Source organism: Caenibius sp. WL, from assembly GCF_019803445.1.
Classification (GTDB): domain Bacteria; phylum Pseudomonadota; class Alphaproteobacteria; order Sphingomonadales; family Sphingomonadaceae; genus Caenibius.
In genome coordinates this window covers 2,895,333-2,907,850 of record NZ_CP081844.1, presented here as the reverse complement: position 1 = coordinate 2,907,850, position 12,518 = coordinate 2,895,333, and the positions used below count along the sequence as shown (strand labels likewise).

Annotated in this window: 11 protein-coding genes; 6 read left to right on the top strand and 5 right to left on the bottom strand. The window is 58.3% G+C overall.

Translation table 11 applies throughout. The features are described 5' to 3' along the window. Positions 1-647: 647 nt before the first annotated feature. Together K5X80_RS13860 and K5X80_RS13855 are read right to left on the bottom strand one after the other, a co-directional pair. Positions 648-1,820, bottom strand: coding sequence for a DUF3644 domain-containing protein (locus K5X80_RS13860; protein ID WP_222558300.1), 1,173 nt, complete (start codon positions 1,818-1,820; stop codon positions 648-650). Positions 1,821-2,083: 263 nt separating this feature from the next. Continuing rightward, positions 2,084-3,172: a hypothetical protein gene (locus K5X80_RS13855; RefSeq protein WP_222558299.1), complete on the bottom strand. Its 1,089-nt coding sequence runs from the start codon at positions 3,170-3,172 to the stop codon at positions 2,084-2,086. Positions 3,173-3,447: 275 nt separating this feature from the next. Here K5X80_RS13855 and K5X80_RS13850 point away from each other — a divergent pair, with 275 nt between their 5' ends. The 3 genes from K5X80_RS13850 to K5X80_RS13840 are packed head-to-tail and all read left to right on the top strand — an operon-like array spanning position 3,448 to position 6,775. Continuing rightward, complete coding sequence (locus K5X80_RS13850; RefSeq protein ID WP_222558298.1) at positions 3,448-4,401, top strand: ABC-three component system protein; 954 nt, start codon at positions 3,448-3,450, stop codon at positions 4,399-4,401. After that, the gene (locus K5X80_RS13845) at positions 4,389-4,898 is read left to right on the top strand and encodes an ABC-three component system middle component 2 (protein ID WP_222558297.1); all 510 of its coding nucleotides are present in this window, start codon (positions 4,389-4,391) and stop codon (positions 4,896-4,898) included. The genes K5X80_RS13850 and K5X80_RS13845 overlap by 13 nt, the downstream gene beginning before the upstream one ends. Further along, a complete protein-coding gene (locus K5X80_RS13840) occupies positions 4,895-6,775 on the top strand; it encodes a hypothetical protein (RefSeq protein WP_222558296.1) in 1,881 nt (626 codons plus the stop codon). The genes K5X80_RS13845 and K5X80_RS13840 overlap by 4 nt, the downstream gene beginning before the upstream one ends. Before the next feature lie 424 nt (positions 6,776-7,199). Here K5X80_RS13840 and K5X80_RS13835 read toward each other — a convergent pair whose 3' ends face one another. The 3 genes from K5X80_RS13835 to K5X80_RS13825 form a co-directional block, all read right to left on the bottom strand. Beyond that, on the bottom strand, positions 7,200-7,766 hold the full coding sequence (locus K5X80_RS13835) for a hypothetical protein (RefSeq protein WP_222558295.1): 567 nt from the start codon (positions 7,764-7,766) through the stop codon (positions 7,200-7,202). 400 nt (positions 7,767-8,166) lie between these two features. Beyond that, entirely contained in the window at positions 8,167-8,931 is a 765-nt protein-coding gene (locus K5X80_RS13830; RefSeq protein ID WP_222558294.1) for an SDR family NAD(P)-dependent oxidoreductase, read from the bottom strand. Then, positions 8,924-9,661, bottom strand: a complete 738-nt coding sequence (locus K5X80_RS13825) for a hypothetical protein (protein WP_222558293.1) — start codon at positions 9,659-9,661, stop codon at positions 8,924-8,926. The genes K5X80_RS13830 and K5X80_RS13825 overlap by 8 nt, the downstream gene beginning before the upstream one ends. Before the next feature lie 420 nt (positions 9,662-10,081). On the opposite strand from K5X80_RS13825, the gene K5X80_RS13820 reads away from it, so the two are divergent. The 3 genes from K5X80_RS13820 (at position 10,082) to K5X80_RS13810 (ending at position 11,942) form a co-directional block, all read left to right on the top strand. Continuing rightward, a complete protein-coding gene (locus K5X80_RS13820) occupies positions 10,082-10,855 on the top strand; it encodes an SIMPL domain-containing protein (RefSeq protein ID WP_222558292.1) in 774 nt (257 codons plus the stop codon). A 64-nt stretch (positions 10,856-10,919) separates the two neighbouring features. Continuing rightward, positions 10,920-11,351 (top strand): hypothetical protein, encoded by a 432-nt coding sequence (locus K5X80_RS13815; RefSeq protein WP_222558291.1) that lies wholly within the window; start codon positions 10,920-10,922, stop codon positions 11,349-11,351. 63 nt (positions 11,352-11,414) lie between these two features. Then, complete coding sequence (locus K5X80_RS13810; RefSeq protein WP_222558290.1) at positions 11,415-11,942, top strand: DUF2059 domain-containing protein; 528 nt, start codon at positions 11,415-11,417, stop codon at positions 11,940-11,942. The last annotated feature ends 576 nt before the right edge of the window (positions 11,943-12,518 follow it).

Below are 12,518 nucleotides of genomic sequence, written 5' to 3'. Positions count from 1 at the left end.
TCCATTCCACACCTCTCCACCGCCATCCCTACCTTCACCATCGCGCAGGACAGGTCCCCGGCCGCCTGCCTAGCACCGCACAGGGCGGCCGTAATGATCTTGAGATGGTCGCATTGCAGCGCCTGGCCTCTGATCAGACGCTCAAGATAGCCTTCTCGCGTAGGGATCACCGGGAGTGCAGATGCGGCCTTGCCGACAGGCGCCCGGCATTTCCGGTGCACCGACGCCGAATAATCCGGTACTCTTGGCATATCCGTCGCCGCGGAGCGTATCGCCATCAGGGACCCATTTGACGGCGCAGGTGACCTTCCGCGCAGGTTCCAGACCATCACCCGGAAATAAATTCTAAGCCATTGAAATTTTTGAAGAACCCCCCGATGACGAAGATGAGAACTGTGTGATCATCGTTTGAGGAGATCGGATACCAGCAGTTCCGGCCGTTTTTCGCCGTTCTCGGTCATACACCAGCTTGGATGCCCCCCAGGAGCGGACATTCGTTGAGGACCGTGATTGACCGGCAGGAAGGGCAAGGCTGTCGGACAGTCCGGAACGGCAAGTAACGGAACCGGCAAGCTTTAAACGGCCATTGGTTCAGCCGGTAACCCGCCCACCAAGCCGGGGGCCGCTTACTTATCAGAATTGGAGCGTCAGCCCTGCCCAGCCAGCATTATCTCTTTGATCGCGTCGATCCCTTCCTGATACCAGAACCACACCCCGCCAAGCAGGATAGCCATCCCCTTGCCTGGGTTCTTGAGGTTCTTAGATTTCCAGGCTTTCTGAAAAGTGTGTGACGTGACGTGCGGCACGCCCTCGGCCTCTAGCCGTTCCATCGCTTCCTTTTGCCGGAACTTGGGGCGCTCAACCTGCTTGATCGCAATTTCGATGTTGGACCCCACCGGATTGTAGGTGACCGCCTGGTCGGCGTTTTTGGCGTTGTTGGTCACCTTCGGCGTCACGTGAACCCGGAAGGCATAATCCGGATCGTTGAAATCTCCGGGTGACATGGGCTCTTCAATCAATGCATTCACAGCCGCCACCGACTTTGACACCAGGCCAACGCCCTTGATCATGTTTGGCGATCCGAGGGTCAGCGCCTGCAATTGGATCGTGAAAGCGAGATCGTGCGAGAAGTCGAACTTAGGTCCGAACTTCTCCTTGGCGTACCGCAGGAAGTTAAGCGCTGCGGCCTGTATTTTGGACTGAATCTCGGCGTTGATGTCCTCATAGGAGCGATGTTCGACCTCGTTCCTGATCGCGATGATGTAGCGCAGGTTGTTGATCATCCCCTTGGTCAGAGCTGCCTCAGGCCGGCCAAGGCAGTAGGTCAGTTCCCAGTATTTGGGCTTCCCGTCGATCAGCACATCAGTGCCGTCGGGGGTTCGATAAATCGGATCGACGCTCTGCGCCTCAAGATGGGCATGAACAAGGTAGGTCCACGCGATCACTCCGAGGACGATGAACGTCTCAGATCGAGTAACGATCATGTTATTGTTGTAGACCATGATCGCGGTTTTCATGATCTCGACCGCCTTGTGGACCTTAGCAGTGATCGGGTCCATTTCGCAAAAACCGAGTCGGTCGGCCAACGAAGCGATTTTGGCGTAGTGGTACAGAAGCTCGTCGACCTCAGCCAACGGCGCTGCCGCGATAGCGACGTACCGAGGCTTATCACCGCGCCGTATTTGGGCGATCTCCCGATGATTCATGTTGCGGTCAAGGTAGCTGAACACTGCCAGCACCTGCTGATCATTCATCCCTTTATGGGTGAGCAGCCCCTTGATCAGGCTGATTTCTCGATCCGATAGATGAAGCTTCGCCATTTTCCCCCCAGTCAGGGCTTTATCTTAAGCCAACTCCGCGATGTCTACTGTCTGCGGGGCAGCTCGTGTCCATGAATGAAAATGAGCCGCTTGGACCGGCAGTTCTCGACCAGTTCAAGTCATTCCATGGTCGACGCTCGAATGTCCGCTCACGCCCAAAACGGCCATTCGCATGCAAACCTGCGGCGGGACAGCTGAGCGCCAATATCAGCTCGCTTCTTGATGCAGTCAGTCCGTTGCCCGCATCAATGAGCACTGAGCTGCTACAAATCTGCCGTTTCGGAGTTGCCGTCGCCCGTCGCCAACCAGGTCTTCGCAAGCCCCATATCTACGGGATCGACTTCATCCGGCTCCCACACGTTGATCGTCGCACCATCGTTTGCCGCGGGTCGGATGGTAAGACCTCCCGACCAGAGCGCGTCACGAGCGACGTCGCCGATGATGTCGAACTGGCTGATATGGGTCCACTCTCGCCTAACGTCCCATAGGGAGCGCAACGCTGTAGCAAGATCGTCGACAAGGTCGGTATATCCGGCGTCAGCGATCGCCTGCTTGGTCTCCTCCGAGATCGAAGTGTCATCGCCCAAGCCGTCGATGTGGCCCAGGACATAGGAGGCCAACCGAAGTGGTTCCACCAAGGGCGGGGCAACCTCGGCGACCGCCCGGTTGAGATCGCGATGCTGCCAAAAGGCCTCCCGTGCATCGGCCGCACGCTCACGCGCCACGCCCAGCACCCCGCGCAAGCCTTCCTCATACAGCGGGAGGCGCCCGCGTCCGAAAACTGCGCTCAGGCGACAGGCTGCATATTCCTCCCAGCAGGCCTCGTTAACCTGCATGAAGATCGCCTCCTCATAGCTGGAGACGGCATGTTGAAGGATCATGCCGGGGAATGCGCGATCCTTGTCGCTGGTGACTTGGACATGCCCGCACTCATGGGCGAGAAGATATAGAGCGGCCCAGAACTCCTCATCGGGTTCGTCTCCTTCGTCCTTCTCGATGTCCTCGACATAGGGGGCGTTCAAGACGATGTGGACTTTCACTACGCCGTCGCGGATCACCGCAGGCGCCATGCCGACCCCAATCAATTGATCATCGTTTGAACGGCTTAGCGGCCGCAGGCCTTCAACACCGCGATCCAGCTCCGCAAGGGCCGCGTCGTAGTCGTAAGCAACGGTCACTCCATCCAATCGGCTAAGATCCAAGGATCTGCTGATCAGTCGGATATAGGAAGCGAGCTTGTTGGCGGTGCGGTTCGCGCCCTCTCCGGTCGCGAAGTTGCGCATACTGAACGGAATCGATTCCGGCGCAGTGGGCGGCGGCAAGTCATCAATGTCTTCGCTCGCATCGCCCATGCGCCCGATTGGACACGAAATGGCGTGAATGGTCCAGCCACAGGATGTCGCCGTGTCCCTTTCTCCAGCGCCGTGCTTTTGCTGAACCCTCACCGATGGGCCAGCTCTGCCTGGCCATCGGGGTAACGCTTCCCCCTGACCGCGGAGAAGAAGCGCATAATAAGGATTGAAAATCTGCGCGGTAGCAGGCAATCGTTCCCTCGGGGGGAGTGCGATCCTTGGGGGCAGGTGCAACGGATTATGCAGCGCGAATATATGCGCTGAATGACGCGGATTTGGAGCGGCTGACTGACGACTGGGTCGCGTCGATGCGGTCGCGCTATCCCGACAGCGACCGTTTCTCCGGTGCAGGAGACATGGGGCGCGATGTCGTGGGCTATCGCACGGCCGCTCGTTTCGATGGTCCGTGGGACAATTATCAGTGCAAGCAGCTCAGGAAAGCACTGGGCGAACCGGAATTCATCCGTGAGCTGGGTAAGATATTTTTCCATAGTGCTGCCGGGCATTTCGGCGTCCCCGCGCACTTCTATTACGTCGCTCCGAGGGGAGCGGTCCGGGCCGTTCGAAACCTCATAGGTCATCCCAGCAAGATCGGGCCGCGCCTGATGGAGCAATGGGACACCTGGTGTGCCGACGATCTGGTGGAGGGTGAACATCATCCGCTATCGGACGAGATACGCGCGCTCATCGACGCTTTTGACTTCCAGAACGTGTCGCTGCTTGAGGCTGGCAAGCTCGTCCGAACAGACGAGATGAAACCCGTGCTGGTCAAATGGTTTGACGCGGATCCCGGTGAAGCTCCGGTCGGGAGCGTCCCCGACACGATGCAGCCGGAAGAGGCTGCCTACGTCGCGCAGCTTCTCGCCGCCTATCAGGAACAGGGCGCGCCGTCTTACACCACGGGTGACGAAGCTCTTGGCGATGCCAAGTTCGGCCCTCATTTCCGCGTTCAACGGGAGCGGTTCTTCGATGCCGCTTCCTTCAAGCGCTATTACAGGGACAGCACCGAACCAGCCGTGCTCGCCACATTCGAGAAGGACATCTTTCACGGCGTGTTCGACACCCATGGCCTCTCGCACGCCGACATCATGGCGAAGATCGCGGCCGTCATGAATGAAGCCAAGGGCGTGTCGGTCTCGGGTGTCCTCGGTAAATATGCGCGGGTTCCCGTGAAGCAGGGCGTCTGCCACCACTTCGCCAACGACGGTGTGCTCCCGTGGGTGAAGTGATGACGGCAGCGCTGGGCGATGTGCCTCTGTTCAATAGTCCGTTGGAGACGGGCCTGCGTGCTCTGGTCGTGCTCGATGCCTTTTATCCTCGGCCCTGCACCATCAGCGAGCTGACGTGGTTCGACCACCTCGTCGTGCATACGGCCGACGTGGAAGGCCCCGACAGCCTGCACCCCGACCTGCCGTCACGCGGGGGTGAACTGCTCGTGCGCCGGCGGCTGATCGACGAGGGCGTTCATTTGCTGCTGAACGCCGGTCTCATTGCCCTCGTCGATGGAGCGGACGGGGTACGATACGTCGCCGGGGAGGAGGCTCCGTCATTCATCGAGCTCATGGAAGCGTCCTATAGCGCGCGCTTGAAATCATGTGCGGAATGGCTCGCGGATCGGTTCGGCGCGCTCCCGGAAGAGGAGTTACGAATCATCGTGCACCAGCGGCTCGGGCGGTGGGCGCTTGAGTTCCAGGGCGAAGGCACACTCTACGAGCCGTCGGCATGATCGCGCGCCTGATATTCCGGCATCTGTCGTTCATCGGCACCGCGAAGCCGGTGAGCACGCTCCCGTTCGCCGATGGCCCCAACGTCATCTATGGCGCCTCGAACACCGGCAAGTCGTTCACGCTCGCCGCCCTGCAATTCATGCTGGGGAAGTCGACGCCGCTTCCTGTGATCGAACAGCTCGACGGCTATGAAGCGGTCCTGCTGGGTCTCGACGTCCCTTCGCTCGGGCCGGTCACCCTCTATCGCGGTATTCAGGGCGCCGGGTTCCGGCTTTACGAAGGACTGCATCACGAACCGCCGCCCGGCGTTCCCTTCCGGGTGCTGGATGCGGAATATGACGCCCGCACGGAGAACATCACCAGCGTCCTCCTTGGCGCCCTAGGACTGGGCGGGAAGTTCGTCGTCAAGAACGAGAATGGCGAGAAGAACAGCGTCACGCTCCGATCCCTCGACCCCTTCATCTTCGTGGACGAGGGCTCGATCATCGATGCGCGCAGCCCGATCCTGTCCGGCCAATACACGAGCGCGACGGCGGAAAAGAATCTCTTCCGCCTGCTTCTGACCGGGCGGGACGATTCCGCGATCGTGGCGGTGGTCCCACCCAAGATCCGAAAGGCCCGCCAGGAAGGCCAGAAGGAACTGCTGGAGGAATGGATCGCGTCGCTGGACGCGCAGATCGACGCGATCGGCATCCCTCGTCAGCAGCTCGACGATCAAAGCAAGCGGATCGACGCCTCGCTGATTGCCATCCAAGGTGATCTCGCCAAGCGTCAGCGCCGGATCGACGAGGTCACACGCGAGCGGCGGCGCATGGTCGACGAAGCGGATCGTGTGACCGCCCAGGCCCGCGAGATCGAGCTGACCCTGGCGCGGTTCGCGCGGCTGATGGAGGTCTATGAATCCGATGTCGAGCGCCTTGAGGCCCTGGACCAGGGTGGCCATCTCCTTCTTGCGCGGCTCGACCGCCCTTGCCCCTTATGTGGTGCCGAGGTTGATCATCAGCACCATCATGGGCGGCAGGATGTCGAGCGTTCACGGGTAGCGGCCCGCGTCGAGATTGCGCGGATCGATCGGGAACGCCGGGATCTGGTCGCCACGATGAACGGGCTTGAGGCAGATTTCGCCACCAATCTCGCAACGTCGGAACGGCTGCGACGGCGAATGGCAGCGGCGGAGCGGATTCTCGGCGCCCTTCGTCCGGAGGAATCGGGATTACGCGACGAATACGAACAGAGGATCGAAGCGCGGGACACCGTTCGCGAACGCCTAAAGTTGTTTGAAGAGCGGGATCGCCTAGCCGTGCAATTGTCTCAGGTCACGACGGCCCCAACTGCGGCCAAGCCGAAACTCACCGTCGGCATCGACGGGCCGACTGGCCATGATTTTGCCAGCAAGGTGTCTGAGGTGCTCCAAGCTTGGAAGTTTCCAGGGAATCCGACCGTGTCGTTCGATAGTCAGACCCAGGATATACGTCTGGACGGCAAGGAGCGCGGTGCAAACGGAAAGGGCGTCCGCGCTATCCTCCACTCAGCGTTCAAGGTCGCGGTTTTGCTCTACTGTCAGGACAAAGGCCTGTCTCATCCTGGCGTGTTGGCGCTCGACACGCCGCTTCTCACCTACCGAGAGCCGATCCGGGTGCCACGCCACGGCGCGCTGGCTGCCGACGAGAAGGAGCTGGCCGCGACTACGCTATACGAGCATTTCTACCTTCATCTGGCCAGCCTCAGTGGGCGTGCGCAGTTCATTATCCTTGAGAACAGCGATCCGCCTAGCGATCTCGTGGACCGACTTTCGGTGCAGACCTTCACGGGGGATTTGGCGGATGGACGTAGCGGATTGCTTCCCTCCGCCAGTGGTTCGCCAACTGTTTCGTGATCCACCCGTTGCGATTTTGTGAGGTCACAAGCTTCCGGGACAGGGTCGATCAGCCTGCAACCCTAAGATTTGGTGCCATCGTTTCCACCGTACGGACACCGCGGCGAAGATCAGCGCATCTCGCGAGTACACGACGAGTGTTCGGATCTTTGTAATTACAGATTGATGTCCGGTCTTTACGGAAACTGTCGTTCGCAGGGACCATATGGATTGACCAGAAAGTCCCACTTCTCGCCTTCCGAGCGGCCCAGGCCGCTCCTGAATGTATGGCAAGTTTTGATACGCGTACTTGGCGCCGGGACCGGTGGCTATGTTGGCGGTCTAGCTGCCAGCTACGCGCCCTCATCTCGGTCGCTCCCAAGTCAGACCTGACTGCCTGACACCTGCCGTATCGGAGCACGCCTGGCTGTCTTTCAGTCCACGCCTAGCCTGATTTATAAGAGTTCCCTGTACTGGCGACAGCTAGAAGAGCTTGGATACGCTGATCGATCTGCGCAAGCTCCAATTGATCGGTTTCGTACAGCCGAATCTCGGGCGTTCCCGGAACACGGCAGCGCATCATCACCGAATGACGGCGGTTTCCGAGTTCGGCCAGCTCATGCGCCTCCGGGCTATCACCGTCGGGACCCATGATGTTTTGTCGGGGGTGTCGTGGATCATAACCAGCTCTCTCATCGGGCAAGAACAGTAGGCGGCGACGTCTCCCAAGCTGAGGGCTGACATCAATCAAGCCCCCTGCCTTGTTCCGCCAGACTCCATGATGCTCGGCCTCAAAATAAAGCCCAGGTATGTGCCAGATCGCCCAGCCGTATGCGGTTGTGCCTCCGCTTCTACGAATTTTTCGCTGTACGTTCTCGAAGCAGAAAGACTGAACGGCGCCCTGCACGGGTACAGAGGTGATGAACATCGGTTCGGCGTTGGAGATTGATTGACAGAATGCGAGCACCTCCGGGGTCACGGCCTTTGGAACGGTGTTGGGCGATAACGTCATCTTCGTCTGGTAGCTCCTATATTTCTGGATGCCTTAATGGCGCTATTTTTTCAAAGAGCTTGTCGAAAGCTTGAAACAGCCGCCTGTTGACGCGCTCTATCCAATTGAGGTCGATCCTCTGGCACCACAGGAGGTATGGCGGGACATGAATGAAGGGCAGCTTCCGACGGATTCATTCAAGCAAGTGTATGGCCGTTTTGTTGGCGAGGTCGGTCCAAAGGCGAGCTAGTCGAAGTTGCCCAATCTGTGGCTCATGACCAGAAGCTAGAATGCGGTTGATCTCAAGTGTGGGTGAAAATATCGGAACGAATTGGCAAGTTTGTGGAGTTTGCGCATACTTAGCCGCCCTCATAAAGCGGTTACCCAGCCAATTGGCGCCGTTGCTTTGACAGAGTCAATTTTACCGGCACATCACCGCCCCATCCACGAACATCGTATCGCCCGAGATATAGGCTGCCTCGCCAGAGCACAGAAAAGCAACCGCACGTGCGATATCATCCGGTTGACCCATGACGCCAGCAGGTATCCCGCTCACGGCTGCTGCGCGCACTTCTGGATCTTCGAGGAACCGGCTGAGTTGAGGTGTTTCGATGAACCCTGGGCAAATGGCATTCACGCGAATGCCCTGAGCCGCATATTCCTTCGCGGCCGCCTTGGTCAGTCCCAGCACTCCGTGCTTGGCTGCGGTGTAGTGCGGCAGCCCCGGCGCGGCCATCACGCCTGCCCCCGAACAGTTGTTGACGATCACTCCGCCACCGGAACGCAGCATGGCGGCAATCTCGTGTTTCATGCAGAGAAACACCGAGGTCAGGTTCGTCATTATGACTTCGCCCCAGTCGTCGAGATCCTGCTCGTGGAAAGGTGCAGCGCGTCCGGTGATGCCAGCGTTGTTAAACGCGATATCAAGCCGCCCGAACTGTTCGAGAACCGCCTCCACCATGGTTTCTATATCTGCCGCGACTTCCATATCGGCCTCGATCAACGTAGCCGTCCCGCCCACGGCGCGAATGCTCTCGACCGTTTCAAGCCCACGCGCGGCGTTCCGCGCCGCCACTGCGACCCTAGCTCCTCGCAGACCGAGAAGCTGGGCCGTAGCCTGCCCGATCCCGCTGCTTGCGCCGGTTACCAATGCCACCTTTCCGGAAAGATCGAAGGGCTCAGCCATGGTTCGCTGCCCCCGCCGGAGCCGGATCAGCCCATCCAGGCAAACGGTAGGCACTGGTGATCATCACCGATCCGTTTTCCAGATCGAGGAAGCGCGCCACATTGGCCATTTCCCGTTCGTAGTTCGCACGGTAGACATCTTCCGATCCATTCGCTTTCCAGAAGACCAGCGGATCCGTCATCGCTTCGGTAGGATAGCACTCCTCGACGATGCCGTCCCACATGGGGGCGCCGGGGGTGAGGACCCGGGTTACGATATTCTGGCAGTAATAGAAGGTGTCCTGCGTCTCCACGCCCACCCGGGTCTGATCGCGCATCCAGATCTGCAGAAAGCCTTCGCGGGTGATGCTGGGCAGTTTAAACAGGAACGCCAGTTGCGAAAAGCCGCGCACGCGCCCCTGCGTATCGGGCTGTCCAGTATTGGGCAGTACGGTCGATTCCGCCACGGCATATCCCGCGATCCGGGGAGCAAACCGTTCCAGCACCTCTTCCGCAGCGGGCCGATCATGCGCTGCGTTCAACCAGAACGACACCATGGCCGAGGGGGCCGGCCGCAACGGGCCGGCGCTAAGATGCTGTCCCGCCGCTACGTCCGCATCCACGAGATTGATCTGCAGCTTCTCCACGCCCAGCGCGAGCAGTTGATCGCTCGCCTGCTGCAGCAAGATCTGGTTGAAGCTGTCGAGCGGTTCGCTCTCCGCCTTCCAGAGCACGTAGATAACCTTCTCCAATGTTCTCTCCCTATGAGACGTCGGATGAGGCGGATTAAGCTTCGCGATGTGCGAGCGAAACCTAACTTACGCAGGACACCTGTGTTTCTGGCACAATATGATAATCTTGACCTTAAATTGGCACCAGCTATCCAACAAACTTGTCCTCCAGGCCCGTAGTAACCACAGCTGATTGCTGCCGCGGGGCAGCTGTCTCATGAGTATGAACCAATGGCGGGTTCTAACGACCTGCTTAGACGCCGCGAATGGCAGCTTCGTCGGCGGCTGCAGTCGTGCAGCGGTGGCCCGTTGCTATGGCAGCTATCTGAGGTTTTCGACCTCAACCCGCCTGACCAGACACGCCAACAAAGCGGACATTGGTTGCCCTTGCGCTAAAGCACCCATAAGCTGGAGTCGTCGCGATGCGGAGGGGGATTTTTCATGCGTCTCAAATGGATTGGACTTACACTACTTGCGAGTATGCCAGCCCATGTTTCTGGCGCCCAGCCTATTCCCCAAGCGATGCGTGAGCAGCCGAAAATCGTTGTGACGGGATACGGCGAAGTCATGACCCCGCCTGATCTCGCCATCATTTCCTATACTGCGCGGGGCGAAGGCTCGACGAGCGACGAGGCGGTTCATTCGATGACCGCACAAAGTGCCAAAATTGAGACGGAGCTTCGCAAAATCGATCTTACTGCAGAACCACGAACCGACGAGGTCAAGGTTGTACCTGTGCGAAGCAATGACTGCGGAGAGCAGGATTATGATTCGCCGCAAATGTCTAAAGGCGCCTGCACAATTCTCGGCTATGTGGCGACACAGTCGATTGCCGTCCGAACCATAGCGGTAAAAGATGCTGGCACAATGGTTGGTCTGGTTGGTCGAGGTGGCGCATTCGACGCTCAAATCAGAAATTTTGGTCTGCGCGACGCGCGATTGGCCCAGCAGCAAGCAATCGATTCCGCGCTTTCTAACGCAGCGACAAAAGCGACAGCCATCGCTGCGGCAAGCCACGTGGCTCTCGGGCCTATTTTAAGCATCAACACCAATGAGCAGCAAACTGGCGGCTATATCATTGTGACAGCCCAAAAGCGCGCTGCTTCTCCTTCGCTGGCAATTGCCTCTCCTCCTCCTCCGGTGCCCATAACCATAAATCCGGAACTGATCACAACCCGCGCAAATTTGACCGTCACCTATATGATCGGTCAATAACCCCTCAACATTCGCGCCAAAACGGGTATGCTGAGAACGCCAACATTGCGGGCATTCAGTTTGCATGCGATTGCTTGCAGATGTCCTGCCGGAAACCGATCCATTTTCTTTTGATATTGGCCTTGGAATGATCACCTCCCCTGCAGCAGCGGCACTGTATCGCAATGGGATGACGCTTCGCATTGATGCTCAAGGGCCGAATACAGCCAGTGAGGTTGCACGATGTTTGTCGAAACGATCTGGTGTAGGATTGGCAGTATCCAATCCGAGGCCGAGTAGTGGCCGAAGGAAAAGCTTGTTGCCCATTTTTGCGAATCTTTTCATTGCTCCAGATCCCGACAAACCACTGGTGAACGATGTCCGCCATATCGAGGTTGTTCTGACAAAGGATAACGTTGGAACGCGTGCCATGCTGTTCGTTCGCGCAGATTATAAAACACGCCGTAGCGACCTGCCGATCATGTTAAAATGTTTGGGGCATAAGCAGGTTCGTTAGTGCCTCGAATGTTCGCTTACCTCCCACATTGCGGACATAGCCGTTCTGGGTCACAACGGGCAGATGAAGACGTTGCTACTGCTTGGTTTCGCTGCGCTGTTATGGCCTGCGAACTCGTTCGCGGCCCCTGTGCAGTCCACTCAAACGCTGGCACCATCCGAGCGAATCGATGAGCCTCCCAGCCCCTCGAAGCTGCTTCTCATTCGTCGGTTTCTGCGGGCGATTGGACGTCAGGACCAGCTTGATACCGGCAGCTTTCTCGAACGCTATGCCGTTCCGGGCGGACCCATGTGGCAGACAGCAAACGGGGAAGGCGTGATCGAAAACTTGGAGGCCAGCTTTGAGAAACGAATGACCGCGTTGACGAACGTCTACGCGAAATACCAGGCCGAATACCAGCAGGCTTACGAGGACCATGTAAACTGGGAATTCACCGAAGCCGAACTCGCTGAGATAGTCGGCTTCTTGGAACGCCCGGTAGGCAAGCATTTCCTCGATGGACGCTGGCGCATGGAGGCTTACGTAGGAACCAACACCGAGGAGTTGGAGGAGCAGATCGTCAACGAGGCGATGGCCAATCTTCCGAAGTAGCGAGTGTCCGCTTCCCCCAACATTGCTGAAATTGGTTTGGAGAACATGGCTGAATTGTGACCGGTGCATAGGCGTGTCATGTTCGCCGAGATGAAAAGCGGCCCTTTTGTTCTCCTGCTCTTTGCGCTTGTCGGTTGCGGCGACCCCATGGACACAATGGAGGGTGCGCCAAGATGGCCAAAGTCACCGAAGGAAACGCTTGAGCCGAGGGATACGAGTTGCAGCTGCCTTCTAACAAATAGATGTACGATCATTGATTTCGAAGAGGTAGAGACGGGGGAAATTGGTGATGAAGGAACACTCAGTTGCGCTTGGACGAATCGTTGGCGCGGCAAGGCACTATGCCAGTACCGTAATCGCCGTTTAACGAGATCTGACCCAACCCCCTGGATCACATCGTCCATTATTGTGAGGCGATACCGAGGGCGGGGCTGGTGCTTCGACAAGGCCGATGCGGCGGAGAATGAGAAGTTATTAGCCGGTGATGGCCTCGTCCCATTGGGATTGTTCCTGTCCTTGAAAAAGCTGTAGCGTCAGCACTAAGCGCCAATGACCTCACTCATGTCCGCTGACCCC